Source organism: Haemophilus parainfluenzae, from assembly GCF_036288925.1.
GTDB lineage: Bacteria > Pseudomonadota > Gammaproteobacteria > Enterobacterales > Pasteurellaceae > Haemophilus_D.
This window is the reverse complement of record NZ_CP127167.1, coordinates 618,556-643,632: the sequence shown is the minus strand read 5'-3', so window position 1 is coordinate 643,632 and position 25,077 is coordinate 618,556. Positions and strand designations below refer to the sequence as shown.

21 protein-coding genes are annotated in these 25,077 nt (G+C 39.9%); 14 read left to right on the top strand and 7 right to left on the bottom strand.

The window, feature by feature from the left end; genetic code table 11:
• Positions 1 to 3: 3 nt before the first annotated feature.
• Positions 4 to 801 (top strand): serine O-acetyltransferase, encoded by a 798-nt coding sequence (gene cysE, locus QQS40_RS03250; protein WP_204698226.1) that lies wholly within the window; start codon positions 4 to 6, stop codon positions 799 to 801.
• A 9-nt stretch (positions 802 to 810) separates the two neighbouring features.
• A complete protein-coding gene (locus QQS40_RS03245; protein WP_329506077.1) occupies positions 811 to 1,626 on the top strand; it encodes a shikimate 5-dehydrogenase in 816 nt (271 codons plus the stop codon).
• Between the two features lie 44 nt (positions 1,627 to 1,670).
• Here QQS40_RS03245 and QQS40_RS03240 read toward each other — a convergent pair whose 3' ends face one another.
• The 3 genes from QQS40_RS03240 to QQS40_RS03230 form a co-directional block, all read right to left on the bottom strand.
• On the bottom strand, positions 1,671 to 3,026 hold the full coding sequence (locus QQS40_RS03240; RefSeq protein ID WP_289902381.1) for an MFS transporter: 1,356 nt from the start codon (positions 3,024 to 3,026) through the stop codon (positions 1,671 to 1,673).
• Positions 3,027 to 3,226: 200 nt separating this feature from the next.
• Positions 3,227 to 3,985, bottom strand: a complete 759-nt coding sequence (udp, locus tag QQS40_RS03235; RefSeq protein WP_014064508.1) for a uridine phosphorylase — start codon at positions 3,983 to 3,985, stop codon at positions 3,227 to 3,229.
• Positions 3,986 to 4,032: 47 nt separating this feature from the next.
• A complete protein-coding gene (locus QQS40_RS03230) occupies positions 4,033 to 5,532 on the bottom strand; it encodes a helicase HerA-like C-terminal domain-containing protein (protein WP_128787925.1) in 1,500 nt (499 codons plus the stop codon).
• Positions 5,533 to 5,655: 123 nt separating this feature from the next.
• Between QQS40_RS03230 and QQS40_RS03225 the strand changes: the two genes are divergently transcribed.
• From QQS40_RS03225 to ppx, 8 genes are all read left to right on the top strand, one after another.
• Positions 5,656 to 6,333, top strand: coding sequence for an MOSC domain-containing protein (locus QQS40_RS03225; protein ID WP_289902380.1), 678 nt, complete (start codon positions 5,656 to 5,658; stop codon positions 6,331 to 6,333).
• Positions 6,323 to 6,796, top strand: coding sequence for a YchJ family protein (locus QQS40_RS03220; RefSeq protein WP_289902379.1), 474 nt, complete (start codon positions 6,323 to 6,325; stop codon positions 6,794 to 6,796). The genes QQS40_RS03225 and QQS40_RS03220 overlap by 11 nt, the downstream gene beginning before the upstream one ends.
• Positions 6,796 to 7,620, top strand: coding sequence for a virulence factor BrkB family protein (locus tag QQS40_RS03215; RefSeq protein ID WP_289902378.1), 825 nt, complete (start codon positions 6,796 to 6,798; stop codon positions 7,618 to 7,620). The genes QQS40_RS03220 and QQS40_RS03215 overlap by 1 nt, the downstream gene beginning before the upstream one ends.
• Positions 7,617 to 8,051 (top strand): D-aminoacyl-tRNA deacylase, encoded by a 435-nt coding sequence (gene dtd, locus QQS40_RS03210; protein WP_289902377.1) that lies wholly within the window; start codon positions 7,617 to 7,619, stop codon positions 8,049 to 8,051. Before QQS40_RS03215 ends, dtd begins: the two co-directional genes overlap by 4 nt.
• On the top strand, positions 8,048 to 9,103 hold the full coding sequence (citC, locus tag QQS40_RS03205) for a [citrate (pro-3S)-lyase] ligase (protein WP_297568684.1): 1,056 nt from the start codon (positions 8,048 to 8,050) through the stop codon (positions 9,101 to 9,103). The genes dtd and citC overlap by 4 nt, the downstream gene beginning before the upstream one ends.
• A gap of 131 nt (positions 9,104 to 9,234) precedes the next feature.
• Complete coding sequence (gene tamA, locus QQS40_RS03200; protein ID WP_329506071.1) at positions 9,235 to 10,971, top strand: autotransporter assembly complex protein TamA; 1,737 nt, start codon at positions 9,235 to 9,237, stop codon at positions 10,969 to 10,971.
• A gap of 3 nt (positions 10,972 to 10,974) precedes the next feature.
• Positions 10,975 to 14,874, top strand: coding sequence for an autotransporter assembly complex protein TamB (gene tamB, locus QQS40_RS03195; RefSeq protein ID WP_420485558.1), 3,900 nt, complete (start codon positions 10,975 to 10,977; stop codon positions 14,872 to 14,874).
• A gap of 8 nt (positions 14,875 to 14,882) precedes the next feature.
• The gene (gene ppx, locus QQS40_RS03190; RefSeq protein WP_329506067.1) at positions 14,883 to 16,427 is read left to right on the top strand and encodes an exopolyphosphatase; all 1,545 of its coding nucleotides are present in this window, start codon (positions 14,883 to 14,885) and stop codon (positions 16,425 to 16,427) included.
• Positions 16,428 to 16,450: 23 nt separating this feature from the next.
• Here ppx and QQS40_RS03185 read toward each other — a convergent pair whose 3' ends face one another.
• Positions 16,451 to 16,816: a hypothetical protein gene (locus QQS40_RS03185; RefSeq protein WP_329506065.1), complete on the bottom strand. Its 366-nt coding sequence runs from the start codon at positions 16,814 to 16,816 to the stop codon at positions 16,451 to 16,453.
• A gap of 111 nt (positions 16,817 to 16,927) precedes the next feature.
• On the opposite strand from QQS40_RS03185, the gene QQS40_RS03180 reads away from it, so the two are divergent.
• The 4 genes from QQS40_RS03180 to purT all read left to right on the top strand — a co-directional run bounded on the left by QQS40_RS03180 (position 16,928) and on the right by purT (position 19,935).
• A complete protein-coding gene (locus QQS40_RS03180) occupies positions 16,928 to 17,527 on the top strand; it encodes a beta-phosphoglucomutase family hydrolase (protein WP_049369681.1) in 600 nt (199 codons plus the stop codon).
• Positions 17,527 to 18,006: a YqaA family protein gene (locus QQS40_RS03175; protein ID WP_329506062.1), complete on the top strand. Its 480-nt coding sequence runs from the start codon at positions 17,527 to 17,529 to the stop codon at positions 18,004 to 18,006. Before QQS40_RS03180 ends, QQS40_RS03175 begins: the two co-directional genes overlap by 1 nt.
• Positions 18,007 to 18,240: 234 nt before the next feature.
• Complete coding sequence (luxS, locus tag QQS40_RS03170) at positions 18,241 to 18,744, top strand: S-ribosylhomocysteine lyase (RefSeq protein WP_049355613.1); 504 nt, start codon at positions 18,241 to 18,243, stop codon at positions 18,742 to 18,744.
• Between the two features lie 9 nt (positions 18,745 to 18,753).
• Positions 18,754 to 19,935, top strand: a complete 1,182-nt coding sequence (purT, locus tag QQS40_RS03165) for a formate-dependent phosphoribosylglycinamide formyltransferase (RefSeq protein WP_329506060.1) — start codon at positions 18,754 to 18,756, stop codon at positions 19,933 to 19,935.
• Positions 19,936 to 20,073: 138 nt separating this feature from the next.
• Here purT and QQS40_RS03160 read toward each other — a convergent pair whose 3' ends face one another.
• The 3 genes from QQS40_RS03160 to QQS40_RS03150 form a co-directional block, all read right to left on the bottom strand.
• Entirely contained in the window at positions 20,074 to 21,558 is a 1,485-nt protein-coding gene (locus QQS40_RS03160) for an aldehyde dehydrogenase family protein (protein ID WP_054420066.1), read from the bottom strand.
• A 291-nt stretch (positions 21,559 to 21,849) separates the two neighbouring features.
• On the bottom strand, positions 21,850 to 23,271 hold the full coding sequence (locus tag QQS40_RS03155; RefSeq protein WP_297568698.1) for a surface lipoprotein assembly modifier: 1,422 nt from the start codon (positions 23,269 to 23,271) through the stop codon (positions 21,850 to 21,852).
• Positions 23,272 to 23,337: 66 nt separating this feature from the next.
• Entirely contained in the window at positions 23,338 to 24,972 is a 1,635-nt protein-coding gene (locus QQS40_RS03150; RefSeq protein WP_289902370.1) for a factor H binding protein domain-containing protein, read from the bottom strand.
• Positions 24,973 to 25,077 lie beyond the last annotated feature (105 nt).

The window sequence follows — 25,077 nt, the reverse complement described above, 5'->3', positions numbered from 1 at the left end:
AAAATGACGTTAGAAGTATGGCAACACATTCGCCAAGAGGCAAAAGAACTAGCAGAATGCGAACCAATGCTCGCAAGCTTTTTCCATTCCACTATTTTAAAACATCAAAATCTTGGCAGTGCCTTGAGTTATTTGCTAGCGAATAAACTGGCTAACCCTATCATGCCCGCAATTTCGCTGCGTGAAATTATTGAAGAAGCCTATCAAGCTGAGCCCAATATCATTGATTGTGCCGCTTGTGATATTAAAGCTGTTCGCCACCGCGATCCCGCTGTGGAATTGTGGTCTACCCCATTGCTTTATTTAAAAGGTTTTCACGCCATTCAAAGCTATCGCATTACCCATTATTTGTGGAACCAAAATCGAAAAGCACTCGCACTTTATTTACAAAATCAAATTTCAGTGGCTTTCGATGTGGATATTCACCCTGCCGCCAAAATTGGGCACGGCATTATGTTTGACCATGCTACCGGTATTGTAGTGGGCGAAACCTCGGTAATTGAAAATGATGTATCTATCTTACAAGGTGTCACGCTTGGCGGTACAGGTAAAGAATCCGGCGATCGCCATCCAAAAGTACGAGAAGGCGTAATGATTGGGGCAGGCGCAAAAGTTCTCGGCAATATTGAAGTGGGCAAATATGCCAAAATTGGTGCTAACTCTGTTGTACTTCAACCTGTACCTGAATACGCCACTGCAGCAGGTGTGCCTGCTCGTATTGTCGGCAAAGACAAAGAGGCAAAACCGGCATTTGAAATGAATCAATATTTTATCGATGATGATATAAATTTGAATATTTAAGGAATCGATATGATTAACAAAGACACCCAACTTTGCATGTCTCTTTCTGGCAGACCAGGCAATTTTGGTACAACATTCCATAACTATCTGTATCAAAAATTAGGGCTTAATTTTATTTATAAAGCCTTTACCACCACAGATATTGAAAGTGCCGTCAAAGGCATTCGTGCACTTGGTATTCGAGGTTGTGCGGTTTCAATGCCTTTTAAAGAAAGCTGCATGCCATTTTTAGATGAAATATCCCCTTCTGCACAAGCCATTCAGTCTGTGAATACTATTGTGAATGAGCAAGGCTTTCTTCGTGCTTACAATACCGATTATATTGCGATTGTTAAACTTATCCAAGAATATCAATTAGATAAAAATAGTCGCGTGATTGTACGAGGCAGTGGTGGCATGGCAAAAGCGGTCGTCGCCGCCTTTAAAAACAGTGGATTTGAGCATCTGAAGATTTTTGCTCGAAATGAAAAAACAGGTAAAAATTTAGCCGCACTTTATGGCTATGAATATATCTCATCTTTAGATAATCAATCGGCAGATATTTTAGTCAATGTCACGCCAATTGGGATGAAAGGTGGAAAAGAAGAATTTGATCTCGCCTTTCCTGAAAATCTTATTCAACAAGCTCAAACCGCTTTTGATGTGGTAGCGATTCCTGCTGAAACACCGTTTATCCAATTTGCTCAACAGCAAGGTAAACAAACCATTTCTGGTGCAGAAGTCATTGTGCTACAAGCTGTCGAACAATTTGAGCTCTACACTGGGATTCGACCTGATGAGCAATTAGTCGCCGGAGCGGCTGATTTTGCAAGGGCAAATAGTTAAGACTCGATAAAAAAGGCGTTTTCAATTAAAACGCCTTTTTTTATTTATTGCATATTAAGAATTTTTTGTAATCCACGGTGAGATAGATAACAGAAAATAAAACACATCACCGCACCACACATGATAGTATAGAATCCACTACTCCAACCAAATTTATCTACAACAAAACCAAACAATGTTGTACCAAATGTAGAACCAACAATATAACTCATAAATCCACGTAACCCTACTGCTGAGCCTAATGCAAAACTAGGAATAACTTCCATTGCTTGTACTGCAACCATAGATTGAGGAATATAGACCAAACACCCAACTATTGCAGAGAATAAAATAATGGCAAAAATGGATTCTGAGTTCATGTAACCGAATACACAGAAGAAAACAATTGTCATACAAATCATTGGTAAATACATAATTTTTCCACGGAAAAATTTATCAATTAACCACCCAGCAATGAGCGTTGATGGAATAGCTGCCCATTCAAAAATCATAAATGCAGCCCCCATATCTGTTTTAGTAAGACCTTTTTCTTTAAGAAGATAAAGTGGAATCCAAGTTAACATACCAAAGCGAACCATATAGGTGAAAATATCAACACCAACGAGATACCAAGAATTAGGATTTTTAACGACAAATTGATAAAAAATTTGGAATGCAGTCATATTTTCTGGTTTTTCAGATAAATGACCTTTTAATTTTGTATTAACCGTTTCTTCGTTATACATTTCCTCAACAGTCGGTAGTCCTTCCTCAGCTGGACGGCGTTTCACAAAAAATAACACAAGAAAAACACCAATTAAGGCAATGATACTCGGTACAACATAAGTCGAGATTTCCCATTGTTCAGAACCGAAATAAGCAAGACTAGCACCTACAATAGGCGCAACAATACCACCACCTAAATTATGTGATACATTCCAAGTTGTACTTGCTCGCCCACGCTGACTACGTGGATACCAATACCCAACGGTAATAATTGAAGGACCAACCCCCATTCCTTGGAATACCCCTAATAAAATGACTAATCCTACGAATAAATAGAAGCTTGTTGAGAACCCCATCATAATATTAATAAGAATACAAAGAAGAAGTCCTAAAGCCATAAAGTAGCGAGGGTTCGCTTTATCTGCCAAGATACTCATTGCACCTTTGCTACACCCGTACGTAATAAGTAAAGATGAGGTGAGCAAACCAATTTGCGTCTTAGAAAGTTCTAGTTTTTCTGCTAAATAGGGGGTGGATAATACGAAGTTATTACGGACTATGTAGTAACACATATAACCAATAAAAACACCGATCAGAGAATGAAGCTGATATTTTAAATATTTACTTTTAATTTCGGTTGAATAATGACTATTCATACCATTCATTCTTGATGAAAGATTTGTTGTACTGCCCATAATGAATCCTTTCTAGTAAACATACGGTTTTGAATTTTAATGAAAAAGGAGAGTAGATTTTGTGATGTACATCACACTTTTGTAGCATTTTGAGAAAAAATTGAATATTGAGATAAAATTTTTTTCAGAATCAAGCAGAATTCACTTGTTTTTATATGATGAAAAAATAAAGGCGTTTTTATTAAAACGCCTTTTACATATTACGCTAACAATTTTCTTGCTGCTTCCACCACGACAGATACTGCTTTGTCTTCCGTATCTTTCATGGTCGCTTCATTTGGAATTTCTTGTTGTGTACGATTCACAATCACACCTGCTACCATACCAGCTCGCAAGCCTAAGGCGTTACACATGGTGAATAATGTCGCGGATTCCATCTCGTAGTTCATTACGTTGAGATCTTGCCATTGTTTTAACAAGCCTTGGTAATCACGATATACTTTACCACTGTAAGTATCATAACGTTCCTGGCCAGGATAGAAGGTATCAGACGACGCGGTAATCCCTACAAATGGCTCAATACCTTTTTCTTTCGCCGCATTGAAAAGTGCGGTAGTACATTCAAAGTTTGCCACTGCTGGATATTCAATTGGGGCAAAATGACGGCTTGCACCATCAAGGCGAACTGCCCCCGTTGTAACAAGCACATCTCCCACATTAATATGTGGTTGAATTGCACCTGTTGTACCAATACGTAAGAATGTACGCACGCCAAGCTGAGCTAGCTCTTCCACACAGATAGATGTAGAAGGGCCACCAATACCGGTTGAACATACGACTACCGGTTGACCATTTAGATAGCCTAACCAAGACGTGTATTCACGTGTACTTGCAAGAAACTCAGGATTATCAAGTTTTTTAGCAATACGTTCACTACGTGCAGGATCGCCCGGTACAATAGCTAATGTAGCGCCTTTCAACTGTGCTTTAGTCAGGTTTAAGTGAAATACATCAGACATAATCATCTCCTTTATTATTCTTGCCGCAAAGTGCGGCCAACTTATCGTTATTTTTTCAATGCCCCTAAGATACCACGCATAATTTGTTTAGTCACTTCATTACGAATATTGCGACCAACTGATTTTGCCACGCTATTCACCATTTGTTCTGTCGGAGAAAGTTTATCCCCGCGTTTTTGTGTTCCAAAAATCATACGACTTAGTCTACCCAATAAACCGCTTTCTTCCTCTTGCTGCGCTTGCTCGGCTTGTTTTTGTTGTACTGCCGCTAAATCCGCTTGCGCATTTAATACTTCGAAAGCGGATTCGTTATCCACGTAATCTTTGTAGAAGGCATAAAGCTCATCGTCTTTCACCCACGCCGCTCGCTCTTCTTCAGTAATCGGTGCAAGTTGGCTTTTCGGTGGGTAAACATACGCCACTTCAACTGGCGTTGGCATGCCTTTTTCATCTAAGAATGAAATTAATGCTTGACCCACTCCTAAAGTGGAAATGGTTTCCACCACATTAACAGCTGGATTTGAACGGAACGTTTCTGCTGCAGATTTCACTGCTTTTTGATCACGTGGTGTAAAAGCACGTAATGCGTGTTGTACACGGTTACCTAATTGGCCTAACACGGTATCCGGTAAATCTAATGGATTTTGGGTTACAAAATAAATCCCTACTCCTTTAGAACGGATCAACCGAACCACTTGTTCCACTTTGTCCACCAACACACTCGGTGCGCCATCAAAGAGTAAATGCGCTTCATCGAAGAACATCACAAATTTTGGTTTCTCTGGATCGCCAACTTCCGGTAATTGTTCAAATAATTCAGACATCAACCAAAGTAAGAATGCACTATACATTCTTGGGGAATTAATTAATTTTTCAGAATTTAAAACATTGATCACGCCACGGCCATAACGGGTTTGTAACCAATCTTCGAGATTTAATGCCGGCTCACCAAAAAGATTGGTCGCCCCTTCATTTTCAAGGGTCAGTAAAGCACGTTGAATCGCGCCCACACTCGCAGCTGATACGTTGCCATATTCTACTTGGAACGATTTGGCGTTCTCTGCCACGAATTTAAGCATTGCACGCAAGTCTTTCAGATCGATGAGTAGCAAGCCTTTATCATCTGCCACACGGAATACGAGGTTTAATAAGCCTTCTTGGGTTGCGTTTAAATTCAATAAACGGGAAAGCAGTAATGGTCCCATTTCAGAAATCGTGGTACGAAGTGGGATGCCTGTTTCACCGAATACATCCCAAAATGACACAGGATAGCCATTTAAATAACTCTCACCACCTAAATTAAATTGTTCAATACGCTCTGCCACTTTGCCACTGAATGTGCCCGCTTTTACTAAACCAGACAAATCGCCTTTTACATCGACTAAAAAAACCGGTACGCCATCATCACTGAACGCTTCTGCCATTTTACGTAATGTCACGGTTTTCCCCGTCCCTGTCGCCCCAGCGATCAAGCCATGGCGGTTTGCCATTTTTGCAGTAATACCAAAGGTTTGACCTTGTTCGGTACGTGCGAGAGAATATTGCATAAAGATTCCTTTGTTTTGTTGGTTTTATTTAGGAGGAATGATAAGTAAAAAACGAAGTGTGGTCAAAATTTAAGTGATTTTACGGTATAATTCCTCAAAACTAACTCAAAGCAGGAAAAATAGATGGCAAACGCAAAAATTCTTATTATTAAAACAGGATTAATAGAAACCTTAACGTTCCCTGATGGTAGCTCATATGAAAGTGCCATCCGTAAAAAACCGGTATCGATGGTAAAAGTGCACACACTGGGTGCAGAAGGTAACGATGTGGGTTTAAAGGCGCATCACGGTGGTGTTGATAAAGCCTTGTTTTTTATGTCTGATGTCTCTTTCCCTACTTTAAACGAGCTACTTGGTGAAAAGTTTGATTTTCACGGTAGTGCGATTTACGGTGAAAACTTTGTGGTATCAGACTTACATGAAGATAATGTTTGTGTAGGCGATCGTTACAAAATTGGCTCCACGCTGTTAGAAGTGTCTCAACCACGTAAACCTTGCGAACGTTTATCTCATAATACCAAAAATGAGAATACAAGAGAGGTTATCCGTCAGTCAGGCTGGACAGGTTGGTATGTTCGCGTGATCGAAGAAGGGGAAATTCATCAAGGCGATGAACTTATTTTGCAACATCGTCCTTATCCCGAATGGACAATTCGTCGTTTAAACACGCTACTTTCTGCCCCTTCAAGTGTGGCAGAGTTTGAAGAGGCCTTAGCTATTGAGGAATTAGCACCAGCGTTTAAACGTTCTGTTAACTCACAATTACGTAATTTACAGCAGGCGGCCGAAAATGTCGGCTAAAACGACCGCACTTTGCCCGTGCCAATCTTCGCTTTCTTATGAAAATTGCTGCGGACGCTTTCATTCAGGCAATATGTTTCCAGAAACAGCGGAACAACTCATGCGTTCCCGCTATTCAGCGTTTGTGCTCAAAAACATTCCTTATATTGTGCAAACTACTGTGCCAAGCCAACAACCGTTATTAGATGAAAAAGCCCTGCAAGATTGGGCTGATGAAACACAATGGCTCGGTTTAGATATTGTCAAAACAGAAACCTTAACCAAAACCCAAAGTGCGGTTGAATTTAAGGCTCATTTTCAAGGTAGCGAACAGCCGCAAGTACATCACGAACATTCTCTTTTTGTAAAAATCGAGGGCCGTTGGTATTTTATTGATCCGACAGTTCCACTTCCGAGTAATAAACAGCCTTGTATCTGTGGCTCGGGAAAGAAATTTAAACATTGTTGCGGAGATTTACTCTAATGACACTCACATCTTTTCTCACCCTATTTTGGCAACGTTCTCAAGAAAACAAATTAACGCAAGCTGCCGGTTCACTCACCTACAGCACCATGCTCGCCATCGTGCCATTAATTATGGTGGTGTTTTCGATTTTCTCCGCCTTTCCCGTCTTTAATGAGGTAACGGGGGCATTGAAAGAATTTATCTTCACCAATTTTGCCCCTTCCGCAAGTGATGTTGTTGGGCAATATATTGATGAATTCGTCTATAACTCCAAGCGAATGAGCGCCGTGGGGATTGTGAGTTTGATTTTAGTGGCATTAATGCTGATTAACTCTATCGACCGCACACTTAATGGCATTTGGCAAGATACCAGTAATCGCCCAATTTTTACTTCATTTGCTATTTATTGGCTCATTTTAACGCTCGGTCCACTTTTAATCGGTACCAGCATTGCCGCAAGTTCCTACGTCAAAGCCATGTTTGAGCAATCCGAATCGCTTTCTTTTGGCTTAAAACTCCTCAGCTTTGTGCCATTTCTTTCTACTTGGTTTATTTTCACACTCATTTATATGGTCGTGCCAAATAAGAAAGTGAGCATCAAACACTCCGCAGCAGGCGCATTAATTGCCGCGGTTTTCTTTACCTTAGGGAAACAAGCTTTTACTTGGTACATCACCACTTTCCCCTCCTATCAATTAATTTATGGCGCCATGGCAACACTACCAATTATGTTATTGTGGATTCAAATCAGCTGGACAGTGGTGTTATTCGGCGCACAATTAGCTGCAGTACTTGCTGAAGAGCGGTCAATGAATCAAACAAATTTAGAGGAAGTAAAATGATTGCATTAATTCAGCGTGTTACCCAGGCTAAAGTGGAAGTTGAAGGTCAAATTGTGGGGCAAATCGGCAAAGGATTATTGGTTTTATTGGGCGTAGAAAAAGAAGATGACCAAGCCAAAGCGGATAAACTCGCTGAGAAAGTCTTAAATTACCGTATTTTCAGCGATGAAAATGACAAAATGAATTTAAACGTGCAGCAAATCGGTGGCGAAGTGCTTGTAGTATCACAATTTACTTTAGCTGCAGACACGCAAAAAGGCTTACGACCAAGTTTCTCAAAAGGCGCATCACCTGCGTTAGCTAACGAATTGTATGGCTATTTTTCGCAAAAATGTGCAGAAAAAATCACTGTTGCCAACGGACAATTTGCCGCTGATATGCAAGTAAGCCTCACCAATGATGGTCCCGTTACTTTTTGGTTAAACATATGAACTATAGTATTGGAAAAATCTTGCCAACGGATACCGCAAGCCTTTCGGCCATTGATCAGCTATTAATTGATGAAGGTATTCGTCGAGATAGACACTTAGATTATACTTGTGCCATGTTTGATGATGAAATGAACATTATCGCCACTGGCAGCTGCTATAACAATACTCTCCGCTGCCTTACTGTTTCTCATGAGCATCAAGGTGAAGGGTTGATGAACCAAATCGTAACCCACTTAATCAATATACAAATGGAACAAGGTAATAATCACCTTTTCCTTTATACCAAATATTGTTCGGCAAAGTTTTTTTCTAGTCTTGGATTTCAAGAGATTGTGCGCATCCCAAATCAAATTGTTTTTATGGAAAATAAGCGGAATGGTTTTCAACATTATCTCACCAAACTACAAAGTGCCGTAAAAAAAACACAAAGTTTATCGCCTAAAATAGCAGCACTTGTCATGAACTGTAATCCTTTTACTTTAGGACATCAATATCTTATTGAAAAAGCAGCGGCTGAAAATGATTTAGTCCACCTCTTTATGCTAAGCGAAGATTGCAGTTTTTTTCCTTACGAGGTACGCAAAAAATTAATTCAAGCGGGAATAGCTCATTTATCGAATGTCGTTTTACATGACAGTGATTCCTATATTATAAGTCAAGCTACTTTCCCAAGCTATTTTCAAAAGGATGAAGATGCGGTTATTCAAAGCCACGTTGCTATTGATTTACAAATCTTCACTCGCATTGCCGCAACACTTGGCATTCAACGTCGCTACGTGGGAGATGAACCTTTTAGCCATGTCACACAAATTTATAACCAAGCCATGCAGCAAAAACTGCCTGAGCATGGCATAGAATGTATTATTGTTAATCGCAAAACAATAGATGGGCGAGCAATTAGTGCCTCTAATGTACGTCAAGCTATTCAACAAAAAAATTGGAGTCTCATTAAATCCCTCGTGCCACAAAGCACATTTGATTTTTTAATGAGCGACAAAGCAACGCCCATCATTAAGAAAATTCAACAATCCAAAGAAGTTACACATTATTGAATCTTAATACTGTAAATAGTATCACGCCTAAAATTCTTTTATCGTTCACAATTGCATTGGTAATCCTGTTATTTTATCGGTAAACTAAGGCATCTATTTAAAATTTTATTAATAGTTTAGCTGCCAGTAGAATGAAAAAAATATCATTAAAAATCACCGTACTTTTGTTTGGATGGATAAGCTTTTCAGCATTCGCCGAACAAACCGTGGATATTGAGATCCGCGGAATCAAGGGTGAACGTGCCATTCGTAATACGGATATGAATGTCAAACTCATTGATAAAGATGAAATGGATGGCTCAGATCGTTATAAACAATTAGTTTCAGATGCTGTCGATAAAGGGCTTCGAGTCTTTGGTTATTATGGTTCTTCCGTGACCTTTGAATTGAAAAAACGCAAAGGTCAGCGAGATCTGCTCATTGCTAATATCACTCCAGGTGAGCCAAGCAAAATTGCTGGAACAGACGTTGAAATTACAGGTGAAGCCGCAGAAGACGAAAACTTCACAGCACTCCGTAAAAACTTACCCAAAAAAGGCGAATTAGTTGAGCATCAAAAATACAATGCTTATAAAAGCAGCATATCAAACCTTGCCCTTGCTCGCGGTTATCTTGATGGAAAATTCCAAATTTCTCGCTTAGAAATTAGCCCTGAAACCCATGAAGCATGGTGGCGTATGCTATTTGATAGTGGTGTACGTTATCATTACGGCAACATCACATTCAACCATTCCCAAATTCGCGAAGACTATTTGCAAAATATGCTCAACATTAAATCGGGCGATCCTTATTTAGTCAGCGATTTATCTGAATTAACTAACGATTTTTCTTCTACCAACTGGTTTAGCTCAGTGCTTTTACAGCCTCATGTCCGCGAAGAAGAAAAATTAGTGGATATCGAACTTTTACTTTATCCACGCAAGAAAAATGCGGTGGAATTGGGTGTAGGTTTTGCCACGGATACAGGTCCTCACGTCCAAGTCGGTTGGACAAAACCTTGGATGAATAGCCGAGGTCATAGTTTACGAACAAATCTGTACGTCTCTGCACCAAAGCAAAACTTTGAAGCCACTTATAAAATACCATTGTTGAAAAATCCATTACACCATTACTATGAGTTTTCAACAGGTTATGAAAGAGAAAATAAAAACGATACAGATACGAAAGCATTTACCTTAGCGGCACTACGTTACTGGAATAACCGTAAAAACTGGCAATATTTTGCGGGTCTTCGTGTCCGTTACGACAGCTTTACACAAGCAGACTTTACTGATAAAACCTTTTTGTTTTATCCAACGGGAGGCTTTAGTCGCACCCGTTTAAAAGGTGGGCAATTTCCAACTTGGGGTGATTCCCAAAAAATTACGGTGGATTTAGGTAATCGAGCATGGATGTCTGATATTAATTTCTTTAAAGTGCAAGCCTCTACAGCATGGATTAGAACCTACGCAGATAATCATCGCTTCATTACACGTGCCGAGATCGGCTATTTAAATACAGCAGATATTCGTCAAATTCCACCAGCATTACGCTTCTTTGCGGGGGGAGATCGTAGCGTGCGAGGCTATGGTTATAAGAAAATTTCACCTAGAAATCACGATGGAAAATTAGTGGGAGGATCACATCTGTTAGTGGGCAGCCTTGAATATCAATATCAGGTTTACCCTAATTGGTGGAGTGCGGTATTTGCTGATTCTGGCTTAGCAGCTAATTCTTATAAAGCAACCGAATTACGCCACGGTGCAGGGGTTGGTGTACGTTGGGCATCGCCAGTAGGAGCAATTAAATTTGATATCGCCACACCAATTCGAGATAAAGATAACAGCAAAAATATTCAATTTTATATCGGCTTAGGGGCTGAAATTTAGGGTATGACTATGTCTGAACAAGAAAAACAACCAGATAACCAAACGACACAACCCATTAAAAAGAAAAAGACCTGCCGTAAAATTTTATGTGTCGGAAGTGCGGTCATTTTTGTCCCGGTTTTAGGCTTGGTCACAGCACTTTCTTTTGATAGTGGACAACGTGCACTTATTCAGCTTGCGGATAAAATGCTCGATAGCTTATCTATTGAACAAGTCAGTGGTGGGTTACAAAATGGTTTGGTCTTAGAGAATTTACGTTTTCAAACAACCGGCGTAGATGTGTCTCTCCCTAAAGCGCGCTTACAACTGAATTTAGCTCGTTTACTGTCGGGAGATATTATTGTTGATGATCTCAGCTTAACGCAGCCGAAAATTGCCATTGATACCAGTGTTATGCCGCCTTCCGAAGAGAAAGAAACAGAAAGTGGTCCAATGGAAAAAATCCATTTACCGGTTTCTGTACAAGTGAAAAATGTGGCGATTACTGACTTTGATATGAAACTCGATCAAAGTAATATTAACTTTTCGTCATTTCAAAGTGCTGTCAGTTTAAACAATGAATCTGGCCTTACCCTTGAGCCTACCACGATTTCAGATGTGCTTTTTTCAACGGTCACCCAAACTCAAGCAAATCCCCCTCAGCCTGAGAAAAAAGAACCGGCTAAACCCGTTGATTGGGCTCAAATTGAGCAAAAACTCACTCCCGCTTTTTTAGGTAATTTAAATGCGGTGAACTTGCCTTTTGATATGCACATTCCAAGTGTTTTGGGTACAAACTGGCAATATCAATCACTCGATGAAAAAGGCGAAGAAACCCAAAAAATCACTGTGCCTAAAGTAGAATTGCAAGCGGATGCCACCGATCATTTAGTGAAATTACAAAAGCTTGAAATTGATAGCTCTCTCGGTACACTTTCTAGCCAAGGGCAACTCCAGCTCAATGAGGATTTTCCAGTTGATCTCACATTAAAATCTGATCTCCAAGCATTTAAATCAAAAGACAAAACCATTCTACCTGCTAGCAAAGTTGATCTCAATGTATCGGGTTCATTGAAAAAAACAACCGCACTTTCATTAACCACACAAGGCGTACTTGATGCGACCTTAACGGGTGACGTGAAACTGGCTGAAGATAAAATGCCATTAAATCTGCAGTTAAAAGCGAAAAAAGGTCAATACGCTTTTGCAGATAGCCTTGCACCACTCAAAATTAACGATGTTGATATCAACCTTTCCGGTGACTTATTGAATTATCACCTTAAAACGCGTGGAGAAATAGAAGGATTGAATCATATTCCTCCTACAAAAATTGATTTAAATGCAGATGGTAAGCTGTATGAAATCAAAATTAACGAACTAAATTTAAATAATCCTGAAGGTTCGGCTCATTTTTCAGGTTCATCAAACTGGCAAGATCGGGTGCAATGGGATATTTCTGCCAATTTTCAGGAAATGAATCTTAAGCCTTATGTTCCAGATATCCCAGCAGTATTATCAGGGAAAATTCATTCACAAGGTCACATTGGGGTGGCCAATTGGAAAGTAGAAGTACCTACTGTAGATTTAGTTGGTCGTCTTTCTTCTCGACCATTGAGCTTGAAAGGTCGTCTCTTGTTGAGTGATGACGCTTTACTGAATATTCCAAATTTACAATTAAACTATGGTAATAATCACTTCACAGCTAAAGGTATATTAGGTGAAGAATCTGATTTAAACTTGGATATCAATGCACCTGATTTACGTGGTCTATGGCAAGATTTAGCGGGTTCCGTTGTTGGCAAAGCCCAGATTTTAGGTAAGCTTACGGCACCAACCATTAATACCGATTTAACGGCGCAAGGCTTACATTTCCAAGGGTTAGACTTATCCAAAGCCTTAATTAAAGGTAATGTTGTGAGTGAACCACAAGTGAAAGGTGAACTTAACGTCAAAGCGGAAAACTTTCGCTATGGCGATAGCATCAAATTATATAATATTGATTTGAATGCATCAGGTGATGAGAAACATCATACCCTTACCTTAAAATCAAAAGGTGAACCTGTTGCAGCTAATTTACAAATCACCGGCAATTTTGACCGCACTTCTCAGCAATGGAAAGGAAATTTAAGTCAGGTACATTTAAACTCACCCATCGGCGATTTTAAAGTGAATCAAACTATTCCAGTGACCTATGACAACAAAAAAATCCAAGCCACCATCGGATCACACTGCTGGGTTAACCAAGATTTAGATTTGTGTTTTCCACAACAATTTACGGCAGGGAAAAACGGCGAAGTCCCTTTTGAGCTGAAACGCATTAATTTAGATGTAGTGAATAAATTGATGGGACAAAACATGCTCAAAGGTCAATTACAAAGCCGAGGTAAAGTAGCGTGGTTCAGTGATAAACCGTTACAACTAAATGTAGCAGTAGAAGGTAATAACATTGGTGTGGCACAAAAATTAGACTACCGCACCTTTAAGCTGGATATTCCTAAATTAAGCGTGAATGCCGATATTCAAAATAACAATTTAACCCTGAAATCAAACATTAATATTCAAAATCAAGGTCGAATCGGTACGGACTTAAAAATTAATGATTTAAGTAAAGGTCGACAATTAGGCGGCACCTTTACTATTGAAGGTTTACGTTTATCTTTAGCGAATCAACTTCTCTCTAGCGGTGAAAGCATGGATGGTGAAGTGGTTTCTCGCTTAAGTTTTGGTGGCAATTTAGAAAAACCATTGCTAAACGGTTATTTTGATCTTCGCCATGTCAAAACAAAACTAAAAAGCCTACCTTTTGATGTGACTGATGGACAAGTGGCAATCCGCTTTAATGGTACGTCTTCAACCTTAAATGGTCATGTTCAAACACCAGATAGCAAACTTAATATTAACGGGCGAGCTAACTGGGCTAACATGAATAACTGGACGGCAGAAGTTAGAGCGCAAGCGGATAATTTCAAAGTTGATATTCCGTCTATGGCGAAATTAAAAGTCAGTCCGAATGTGGTTGTCAAAGCGTCACCTAAACACTTGGATTTAAGTGGAAACGTGGATATCCCATGGGCAAGAATTGCTATTGAAAGCTTACCGGACAATGCTGAGCCAGTAAGTGAAGATGAAGTGATTTTAAATGGCCCAAGAAAAAGTAAAGAAGAACTCATCAATCGCCAATTTGTTTCAGAAACCAAATCCGGTATGCAAATTCAATCTGACTTAAAAATTAAAATCGGCGATGATGTGCATTTAAATGCCTATGGTTTAAAAACGAATTTGGATGGTTTACTTTCTGTGAAACAGGATAAAGGTAAGCTAGGATTATTCGGTCAAATTAACCTGAAAAATGGTCGTTATGCTTCTTTTGGACAGGATTTATTAATTCGTAAAGGACAAATTAGCTTCGCGGGTTTACCTTCACAACCGATGTTAAATATTGAAGCGATTCGTAACCCAGAAGCTATGGAAGACAGTAAAGTGACCGCAGGGGTAAAAGTGATTGGTATAGCATCTAGCCCACAAGTCACCGTCTTCTCTGATCCTGCAAAATCACAAGATCAGGCACTCTCTTACTTATTAACTGGTCGTTCATTAGAAAACAGTGGTGAAGCGGGATCTGGTGGTTCTGTGGGAGCGGCATTACTTGGCTTAGGTTTAGCAAAAAGTGGTAAAGTCGTCGGCGGTATTGGCGAAGCCTTTGGTATTCAAGACTTAAACTTAGGCACTGCCGGTGTTGGTGATAGCTCTAAAGTACAAGTTAGTGGTAATATTGGTAAACGCTTACAAGTGAAATACGGTGTAGGATTGTTTGATGGCTTGGCGGAAGTGACTTTACGTTATCGCTTAATGCCGCAGCTTTATTTCCAATCGGTTTCTAGCACAAACCAAGTTTTTGATTTATTGTATCAATTTGAATTTTAGGAAAGAACATGCATAATGACAAGCAACTGGCTCAACTCGCAGAACCTCATCACCGAGGTGAGGCCAGGGAGATTGCCGCCATTGATTTAGGCTCAAACAGCTTCCACATGATTGTGGCACGCATTATCAATGGCTCGATTCAGGTGCTTTCTCGTTTAAAACAAAAAGTGAGACTTGCCGATGGCTTAGACGAGCACAATGTATTAAGCCAAGAAGCCATTGAGCGCGGTGTAAATTGCCTTGCACTTTTTGCTGAACGCTTACAAGGCTTTGCGCCAGAAGATGTGAATGTCGTCGGAACTTATACCTTACGAAGAGCGGTCAATAATGATGAATTTTTACGCCAGGCTGCCACTGTCTTTCCCTATCCCATTAATATCATCAGCGGTCAAACTGAAGCTAAAACTATTTATGCGGGTGTTTGCCACACTCAACCCGAAAGCGGACGTAAACTGGTCATCGATATTGGTGGTGGCTCGACCGAAATGATCATCGGTGATGATTTCACCCCCTTAGTGGCGGAAAGTCGTCACATGGGCTGCGTGAGCTTTGCCAAAAAATTCTTCCCGAACGGACAAATTTCAAAAGAAAACTTCGAGCAAGCTCGCCAAAGTGCGGTCAATAAAATTGAAGATTTAAGCTGGGAATACCGCAAACTTGGGTGGCAATCTGTACTCGGCTCATCTGGCACGATCAAAACCGTGTACCAAGTGATTACTGCAACCCTTGATCCAAACGGTATCATCACCGCTGAACGCTTACAAAATTTAATTGAACGAACCTTACAAGCTTCCCATTTTGAAGAACTCAATATTGCGGGACTAAACCCTGATCGTGTGGATATCTTTGTGCCAGGCTTGGCCATTTTAAGTGCTGTTTTTGACGTTTTTAGCTTAGAAAATATGCGCTACTCTGACGGTGCTTTGCGAGAAGGAGTGATTTACAGCTTAGAAAAAAACTTCCAAGTTTCAGATATCCGTACGCGTACCGCATTAGGACTTGCCGAACAATTTAACTTAGATTTAGCGCAAGCCGATCGCGTAGCAAATAGTGCAAAAACCTTAATTAACCAATACACCCATTGGCAAAAACCGTATCTTGCTGATGAAATGAAAAATCTACTGATTTGGGCAGCACGCTTATTAGAAGTCGGTATTGTCATTAATCATCGCAATGTACAAAAACATTCCGCTTATATTCTGCAGAATATGGAATTACCGGGCTTTGATCGCGAACAACAACGCTTATTGGTAAATTTAGTTCGTTATCACACGGGTGCATTTAAAAAGAATGATTTACCGATTTTTGCTCGTTATGCAGATGAAGATGTCCTTGTTTTACTGCTTCTTTTACGCATTTCGGTGATTTTAAATAAATCTCGTCAGGCAACAGATAGCACCGATAAAATCGGTCTCAGAATTGACCGCTCTTTGCAGACTTGGGAACTGACTTTTGAGAAACATTACTTGGATAATAATCCGTTAGTATGGAATGATTTGCGCTTAGAAAGCAATTTACTCAAAGATTTAGAACTCAGTTTGATTTTTAACTGATAAAATAGGGGCTTTTCATGCCCTTATTTTTTATCTTGCTCCAGCAGCAAGCTATAAATATTGGCGAGATAATAGCTCTGCTCGGCTTCGGGAATATCTTGCGGAATAAAAGAAAGCAAATCGCGGTGAATTTCCAAAACATCAGGGAAAATGGCCGCACTTTGCATTTCATCATAAAAGGATTGATGAAGCGGAGAAACGCAACCACCTCGTTTTAAGCGGGCAAGGCTGTTGGCAATATGCAATAAGAGTGTGATGACGGTCGGAATGGACACATCAATGCGCCAATGATGCTCGAGGCGACTTTGCAAAGTCAGAATAATATCAATAACGTCCTGATCAATCTGACCGCGAATTTTCCAACGGGTTAATTGTTTGAGTAACGACATAACATTCCTTTTTAAGATAGGATAACTTTACCGCTATTTCACAAAATTACCAGTGCACAGATCACAAAATTGAAACAAAGTGAAAAAATTTACGAACTAGGAAAGCAATAAATGATAGATAACAGACTTTTTGAAAAATATGATGGCCTGATTTTTGATATGGATGGCACCTTAATCGACACCATGCCAGTACACGCCCGAGCCTGGAACATGGTGGGGGAACAATTTGGTTATCGTTTTAACAGCCAAATTATGTATGATTTAGGTGGCGCAACCGTGAGCACTATCGCCTCTGCCATTATGCAAGATGCCGGTATGCCACAAGAACGTTTAAATGAAGTGATACAAGCAAAACGCAAACTTTCTTATGAATTGATTCCAACAGAATCAAAATTACTCCCAACCTTTGACGTAGTGCGTCATTACTATCAACAAAAGCCAATTGCGCTTGGTTCAGGTTCAAACCGCCGAATCATTGATATGTTGATGCAAAAATTAGATATCAAACATTACTTTAATGCCATTGTCAGCGCTGATGATGTGAAAGAACATAAACCACATCCAGAAACCTTTTTGCGCTGTGCAGAACTGGCAAAAGCTGAACCATCTCGTTGTATCGTCTTTGAAGATGCCGATCTCGGCGTAAAAGCGGGATTAAGTGCGGGGATGGATGTGTTTGATGTCAGAACGCGCGAGATTATTAGAGCCTAATGTGGGACATTTTCTCTTTCAGCTTTTGGGCTGATTTTTGGCAAACCCATGGGCTATGGCTGATGTTTTTCAGTGCTTTCTTAAGTGCCACCATTTTGCCGGGTAATTCAGAAATTGTTTTTGTCTCCCTTGCTGCGCCAAAAGTATTGGTCGGGTCATTATTAAGTGCGGATATTTTTTGGCTTGTTTTTCTAGCAACCACAGGCAACGCATTAGGTAGCTTTACCACTTACTGGATTGGTCGATGGTTTCCAAAAATTAATAGCAAAAATGACCGCACTTTGTGGATAATAAACAAAATACAACGTTATGGCGCCATCACTTTATTATTAAGTTGGCTGCCTATTATCGGGGATGTGTTTTGTGCGGTAGCCGGTTGGCTTCGTTTAAATTGGCTAAGTTGTTTGATTTTTATGACGATTGGAAAAGCACTGCGTTATATTGCCCTACTCTTTTTCAGTTTACCTTTCGTGTCATAGCCGTGAATAGCCTTTGTACATAACCTGGTTGTGGGCTAGAATAACGACGAATTGATATTCAACAGATAAAAAAACGCCCCTTATCAAGTAAGGGGCAAATAACCTAAGGAACCAATTTTATTAAAACAACTGCAAGTTGCTTGTTTTATAAGACCGACGCTAAAAAGAAAAGTTCAAAGAATTTGTAAAAACATATAAAAAATTTACAAACTAATGATTTAAAAGGAAATAAATATGCCATTACTCGACAGTTTTAAAGTGGATCACACCCGTATGAACGCACCTGCCGTGCGAGTTGCCAAAACGATGCGTACCCCAAAGGGCGATGACATCACTGTTTTCGATCTTCGTTTTTGCATTCCAAACAAAGAAATTCTCCTACCAAAAGGGATTCACACCCTTGAACATTTATTTGCGGGCTTCATGCGAGACCATTTAAACAATGACAATGTAGAAATCATCGATATTTCCCCAATGGGCTGTCGCACAGGTTTTTACATGTCATTAATTGGTACACCAAACGAGCGACAAGTGGCTGATGCATGGTTAGCTTCCATGAAAGATATTTTAACCGTGCAAGATCAAAACCAAATTCCTGAATTAAATGAATACCAATGCGGAACTTACACTGAGCATTCTTTAGAAGAAGCACATGAAATTGCTAAAAATGTGATTTCTCGCGGTGTGGGGATTAATAAAAATGACGATTTAGCACTCGATGAATCTTTCTTAAAATAAGGACACAACATGACAACCCTAGGTACAGCATTAACCCCAAATGCTATTAAAGTGATGATGCTTGGCTCTGGTGAACTAGGCAAAGAGGTGGTAATTGAATTACAACGTTTAGGCGTAGAAGTAATTGCCGTCGATCGTTATGAAAACGCCCCAGCACAACAAGTGGCACATCGTGCTTATACGATTTCCATGCTAGATGGTGCAGCACTCAAAGCCTTAGTGGAAAAAGAGCGCCCAGATTACATTGTGCCGGAAGTAGAAGCCATCGCGACTGATACGCTGATTGAATTAGAAAAAGCGGGTTTTAATGTTGTGCCTACCGCCAAAGCCACCAAGCTGACGATGAATCGCGAAGGCATTCGCCGTTTAGCCGCTGAAGAGCTTAAATTGCCAACCTCTCCTTATCAATTTGTCGATAACTTTGATGACTTCCAAAGTGCGGTTGAAAAAATCGGTATTCCTTGCGTAGTGAAACCGATTATGTCCTCTTCTGGCCACGGTCAAAGTATTTTAAAATCCAAAGACGACTTACAAAAAGCGTGGGATTACGCTCAACAAGGTGGTCGAGCAGGTGCAGGACGCGTGATTGTAGAAGGGTTTGTTAAATTCGATTATGAAATTACCTTACTCACCGTTCGTCACATTAATGGCACCAGCTTCTTAGCACCAATCGGCCATCGCCAAGAAGATGGCGACTATCGCGAATCTTGGCAACCACAAGCCATGTCTGATGCAGCGTTGAAAAAAGCCCAAGAGGTGGCAGAGAAAATCACCACCGCATTAGGTGGTCGCGGTATTTTCGGCGTGGAAATGTTTGTATGTGGTGATGAGGTTATCTTCAATGAAGTTTCCCCTCGCCCACATGATACTGGTATGGTCACGCTGATTTCTCAAGAATTATCCGAATTCGCCTTACACGCCCGCGCGATTTTAGGCTTACCTATTCCAGAAATTACTCTCATTAGTCCATCGGCTTCCAAAGCCATTGTGGTGGAAGGCCAATCGAAAAACGTGCAATTTGGCAATATCGCCGAAGTATTGGCTGAACCACACACCAATATCCGCATTTTCGGCAAAGGCGAAGTCAATGGTCATCGCCGTTTAGGTGTCTTACTCGCTCGTGATATTTCCGTGGAAAAAGCATTGGAAAAAGTAGAACGTGCTTACGCGAAGTTAGACGTGAAATTATAAGATTTGCTTAACATAAATATCGTTGAAAATACAAAAGTGCGGTCAGTTTTTGAGAGGTTTTAAAACTCTTTAATAATTGACCGCACTTTTGAGATACAAATCAAAGTGCGGTCGTTTTTTAGGTTAGAAAGTGAATGATTAATACATACCTTCACGCTCTTCACGTGTGCTGATGAAGATATTTTTCACCTGTGTATAAGCGTCAAGCATCATTTTATGGGTTTCACGACCTATACCAGAGGTTTTATAACCACCGAAAGGAGCTCCAGCTGGTAAACGGTTATAACAGTTCACCCAAACACGACCGGTTTCAAGTGCTCGTGCAACTCGTAGCGCACGGTTAATGTTATATGTCCACACCGCACCACCTAGGCCATAATCACTGTCATTTGCCATTTTAATTACATCTGCTTCATCCTTGAATTTGATTACTACCGCAACCGGACCAAAAATTTCTTCTTGTGCCACGCGTTTTTTGTTATCAGGCGCTAAAATTAAGGTTGGTTGGAAAAATTCGCCTCGAGCCAATGCCGGGTCGGTTGATTTACCTCCACCAACGACGATTTGACACCCTTCTTCTTTAGCAATATCAACATACTTGCTAATAACCTTAACTTGATTTCCGTTTACTTGCGCCCCCATTTGCGTGTCATCTTCCCAAGGTAAGCCGACTTTAACTTTCTTAAATTCTTCTTTTAGTGCCGCGATAAATTTATCGTAAACGCTTTCTTGTACGAAAATACGTGAACCGGCACAACACACTTGCCCTTGGTTGAAGAGAATTCCTTTTTGTGCGCCCTCCAATGCTTTATCAAATGGCATATCGTCAAAGAAAATATTAGCTGATTTACCACCCAATTCCAAGGTGGATGGAATCAACATTTCAGCAGCAGCCACACCAATTTTTCTACCGATTTCGGTGGAACCGGTGAATGCCAGTTTGTTAAATCCAGTATGGTGCAACATGTATTCGCCAGATTTAGAACCCTTACCAGTGATAACATTGAAGACACCTTTCGGTAATAAATGATTAATTTTTTGAGCTAAGGAAAGTAAGCTCAATGAAGTAGTGGAAGATGGGTGAATCACGACAGTACAACCTGCTGCCAATGCCGGTGCTATTTTCCATGCAGCCATTAAGAACGGAAAGTTCCATGGAATAATTTGACCAACAACGCCAATAGGCTCGCGTAAAATCAACGACAAATCTTCGCTATCCAGTTGGTTTGCGACACCTTCTTCGGCGCGAATAACACTGGCAAAATAACGGAAATGATCTGATGCCAACGGAATATCTGCTGCGCGTGTTTCGCGAATCGGTTTACCGTTATCCAACGTTTCTTGTAAAGCGAATAATTCGGTATTTTCGTCAATAATATCTGCAATTTTATTCAAAATTGTAGCTCGTTCCGTTGCGCTGGTATTTTTCCAGGTTTTAAAGGCCTCTTTCGCAGCATTCACTGCAGCATCGACATCTGCATCCGTAGCGTCAATAAAGGTGGCTAAGGCTTCACCATTTGCAGGGTTATATGCTGTTAAGGTATTACCCTCAGAGCCATTTGTCCATTCGCCATTGATCAATAAACCATAGTGTTTATCAAAGACATTAAGATCTTTTGTCATCTGTTTTCTCCTTTTTCTACATGATGAATCAAAGTGATACCTTCTCTTTTTACATCGTCAGGTCTCTACTATTTCGTCCCAAAAAAAGGACAGTGGTTCAATTTGAGCACAAGACAAGACTTAAAACTGTGAGATAGATCACATTTTAGCGGTGATGAGGAAAGGTAGAAAAAATTGATTTGATAGATAGACAAAGCGAAGTGAAGAGAAAATACCTTGAAAAGAGACCGCACTTTGAAGGCGAAAATCAAAGTGCGGCTATGTTTTATATTTTATTTTGGGTAACTTCCTTTAGAAATTACGTTCGACAGACACAAACCACTCGCCACTTGTGCGCGAATAAAATTCCGGGATATTACTGTCAATTTTACGGTAACGATAATTTAATTTAGGTATAAAACCTTTCCATTGCAGTTTGTTATGCCATAGCGAAATGTTAAAACCGTATTCTTTATCTTGTCGTTTTTTCATTGGGAAATAGAAATTTTCTGCACGAAAATAACGTTTCACATAGCGCAGGCTTAAACGGGTAGCAAAATCCTTAATTTGCCAGACGGTGCCGATATTGACACCTCGACGAAGTGAGGACTCTGCTTTGTCTTTGCTGCGATCCATACTGCCTTCAATCCCGCCGAAAAGTAACCAATTCGGTTTCGCTTGATAACTTAATGCGAATGTTGCGCCGTTAATATAGCCGTTATGACGGCGTGCAATATTGGCATCCGCATAACGTTTTTGCGTGTGGGAAAGCGTACCGGAGAGCGACCAAAGTGCGGTTAATTCACGGTGTAAATCTGCGGTAATGCCATAATTTTGGCTATAACGTGGCGCACCCAACCAGTTTTGCTCAAAAAAGGGCGTCAATCCTAAAGATTGTAAGACGGAACGATGACGATAGCCCAATGCGGCGTAAAGTGATTTTTCGCTATAATCTTGATTATCCCAGTAATACACGCCGCCAAAACGGCTGTTTAAGGTCACAAAATGATTACCGGCGACATTGATTTCACGGCTTAACCCAAGTCCGTAACGAAAGCCGTGCGCTTTTTGTGGTAAAGAGTCTTTGTCTTTTTTAAAGCGCAATTTACCTAACAAAATATCTTGTTGGGATGACGCGTTATTCACGTTGTCGGTTTGGGTATATTGCCATTCTACGTCTGCTTTCCAGCCTTGGCGTTCATTCATGGTGGCCAAATAACGTTGGGCGAATTGTTGCATAGGCGGAGATAAATCCGGCATAGCGCGCTCAAGTTCTGCTTTAGCTTGGTGATACTGTTTATTTTCAAATAACATCACGCCTAAATCGAAACGCGGATAGGCAAGTTCCGGTTTTTCATCAACAATTTGCCGATAAAGACGAATCGCTTGCTTATGGTTGCGCTCCGCACGCAACATCGCCCCTAGGGCATAACGATATAGCGTGACATCGTGCTGAGGTTGCGATTGATAAAGCGGCAACGTTTGTTTCAATATCCCCCATTGTTGTTTTACCACACTATAATTGATCAGTTTTTCCAGTTTAGTTTGGGTATTGTCATTGGATTCAAATGTCATCGGTCTTGAAAGTGCGGTAGATTTTTCCGGCGTTTTTATCTGCGGATCTTCCGTTTTTGGCACGATATTCTTTTCAAAGAAAATAGGCTGTGGTGCTTGGAAGGTTTCAGCTTGAGTAGCTAAGGGAAATAGAATGATAAAATAGGGAAGTTTTTTCATAGTCGATTAGAAAGTAATGCCGTTTAAACCGAGGTTCAAACGGCATTTTTATATTAAAGGAAAAGTTTATTTTTGGATCTCGCCACGTGTACCGCCGAAGCCGATAGCGATATTATCGCTACTAGAATAATGGAGATTACGTTCACCGTTTCTAGGCACAACTTTAAATAATTCTTTTACCTCTTGATCATCATAAGAGACATTTTCTTTACCAAATTCGGCTACACCTGCAATTTCTTCAGCATTTTTTCCGTAAAATAGCAGTAAATATTCCCCTTTCATGTTTGTCCATTTATCAGAAGTCATATCAGAAGATATGCCTTTACCCCAATCTTTGCCGTAGATTTCGGCTAAATTACCTTCATGTAAAGTTAGATTACCTAAACCGTCTAAACCGGTAATATTTCCCTCACCTTTTTTATTGGCAAAATCTACATTATATGTAAGCATTCCTTCTCTATCTTTAGTGAAAGCAGTCCCGATATAAGTCGCTTTACCTTCATTAGGTATATCTTTGGTATTCACTCCATTTAGATAATTGCGTTGTATAGAAACGCTATATGTTTCTCTATTGTACATCGGATCATTAAGGTTTTTATAGTCTTCATATTTACCAACAACAATAGAATATTTTTGATTATAAACATCTATATATGATGTTTGTTTGGATGATTCTTCTCCTCGAACGTTTGAAGATGTAGTTTCTTGTGGGTCATATTTTCGAGTAAATCCTTCAGGTGTTTTATACGCCTCTCTAATGATATTGCGTTTTGCATCTAAAATTGCTGATTGCTCTTTTTCTATTAATAAATTATCTAAATTTTCCAATGCTTTAGTTCGCTCATTTTCAATATTACTATTAGCAAAATTCTGCGCTTCCCAATCATCTAACCCTTTTTCTTTCGCAAGATTAATTAATTCATCGATTTTGGTTTTACGTTTATCTTTCTCAGCAATGTAATTATTGAGATCTTGGACCGCACTTTCTTTATCTGTATAGTTTTTACCGTAGGCAAAATTACGTGCTTCCCACTCCTCTAAACCTTTTTGCTTTGCAAGGGCGGTTAATTCATTGATTAAATTTTCTCTTTCTGTACGTTTATCATTAAGTAATGTTCTTGCTTCATTTAATGTTTTGTCTTTATTTGCGTTTACAAAATTGCGAACTTCATCTTCGGATAAGCTATAGCTTCTTGCTAAACGTTTAAGCGCTATAATTTTGTGAACTTCAACGAGCTGTTCAGTTACAAATGATTTGCTGTTATTTTTGAAATTATCTGCAAATTCGCTAGAATCAACAGTATTTAAACCGTTATGTAATGCAAATTGAAATACTTCATCACGAGTAAGCATTTTTTCTAAGGAGAGTTTTTCATCTAATGCTTTTTGTGCTGCTGCAAGTTCTTCTTGTGCTTTTTGTAAACCTGCTTTTGCTTTATTTAAATCTTGCGCAGAAAGCTGCTCGGCTTGTTTAAGTTTATCTTCTGCCGTTTGCTTTTCATTTTGCGCTTGAGAAAGTTGCGTTTTTAAACGATCGAGTTCAGCCTGTTGCGTGTTAGCTTGATTTTGTGTTGTTTGGTTGTTTTGAATTTCGTTATTGGGCGTAGTTGGGGGGTTATCGCTGTTTCCGCCACCGCTGCTGCCACAGCCGGTTAACGCCAGTAAAAGTGCGGTTGCAATTGAAAGATTTTTGAGTTTCATACGGGATTCCTTAAATTATTTAGGGATTAAAAAGCAAAAGAATTATAATTTTTCGCTAATTTGTGTACAATTAACCAACAATTACAGAAGGTTACCGAGTTGCGG

What these genes read in the sequence shown, in the direction of transcription:
- cysE (WP_204698226.1), top strand. Translation starts at nt 4, where the DNA reads ATGACGTTAGAAGTATGGCAACACATTCGCCAAGAGGCAAAAGAACTA.
- QQS40_RS03245 (WP_329506077.1), top strand. Translation starts at nt 811, where the DNA reads ATGATTAACAAAGACACCCAACTTTGCATGTCTCTTTCTGGCAGACCA.
- QQS40_RS03240 (WP_289902381.1), bottom strand. Translation starts at nt 3,026, where the DNA reads ATGGGCAGTACAACAAATCTTTCATCAAGAATGAATGGTATGAATAGT.
- udp (WP_014064508.1), bottom strand. Translation starts at nt 3,985, where the DNA reads ATGTCTGATGTATTTCACTTAAACCTGACTAAAGCACAGTTGAAAGGC.
- QQS40_RS03230 (WP_128787925.1), bottom strand. Translation starts at nt 5,532, where the DNA reads ATGCAATATTCTCTCGCACGTACCGAACAAGGTCAAACCTTTGGTATT.
- QQS40_RS03225 (WP_289902380.1), top strand. Translation starts at nt 5,656, where the DNA reads ATGGCAAACGCAAAAATTCTTATTATTAAAACAGGATTAATAGAAACC.
- QQS40_RS03220 (WP_289902379.1), top strand. Translation starts at nt 6,323, where the DNA reads ATGTCGGCTAAAACGACCGCACTTTGCCCGTGCCAATCTTCGCTTTCT.
- QQS40_RS03215 (WP_289902378.1), top strand. Translation starts at nt 6,796, where the DNA reads ATGACACTCACATCTTTTCTCACCCTATTTTGGCAACGTTCTCAAGAA.
- dtd (WP_289902377.1), top strand. Translation starts at nt 7,617, where the DNA reads ATGATTGCATTAATTCAGCGTGTTACCCAGGCTAAAGTGGAAGTTGAA.
- citC (WP_297568684.1), top strand. Translation starts at nt 8,048, where the DNA reads ATGAACTATAGTATTGGAAAAATCTTGCCAACGGATACCGCAAGCCTT.
- tamA (WP_329506071.1), top strand. Translation starts at nt 9,235, where the DNA reads ATGAAAAAAATATCATTAAAAATCACCGTACTTTTGTTTGGATGGATA.
- tamB (WP_420485558.1), top strand. Translation starts at nt 10,975, where the DNA reads ATGACTATGTCTGAACAAGAAAAACAACCAGATAACCAAACGACACAA.
- ppx (WP_329506067.1), top strand. Translation starts at nt 14,883, where the DNA reads ATGCATAATGACAAGCAACTGGCTCAACTCGCAGAACCTCATCACCGA.
- QQS40_RS03185 (WP_329506065.1), bottom strand. Translation starts at nt 16,816, where the DNA reads ATGTCGTTACTCAAACAATTAACCCGTTGGAAAATTCGCGGTCAGATT.
- QQS40_RS03180 (WP_049369681.1), top strand. Translation starts at nt 16,928, where the DNA reads ATGATAGATAACAGACTTTTTGAAAAATATGATGGCCTGATTTTTGAT.
- QQS40_RS03175 (WP_329506062.1), top strand. Translation starts at nt 17,527, where the DNA reads ATGTGGGACATTTTCTCTTTCAGCTTTTGGGCTGATTTTTGGCAAACC.
- luxS (WP_049355613.1), top strand. Translation starts at nt 18,241, where the DNA reads ATGCCATTACTCGACAGTTTTAAAGTGGATCACACCCGTATGAACGCA.
- purT (WP_329506060.1), top strand. Translation starts at nt 18,754, where the DNA reads ATGACAACCCTAGGTACAGCATTAACCCCAAATGCTATTAAAGTGATG.
- QQS40_RS03160 (WP_054420066.1), bottom strand. Translation starts at nt 21,558, where the DNA reads ATGACAAAAGATCTTAATGTCTTTGATAAACACTATGGTTTATTGATC.
- QQS40_RS03155 (WP_297568698.1), bottom strand. Translation starts at nt 23,271, where the DNA reads ATGAAAAAACTTCCCTATTTTATCATTCTATTTCCCTTAGCTACTCAA.
- QQS40_RS03150 (WP_289902370.1), bottom strand. Translation starts at nt 24,972, where the DNA reads ATGAAACTCAAAAATCTTTCAATTGCAACCGCACTTTTACTGGCGTTA.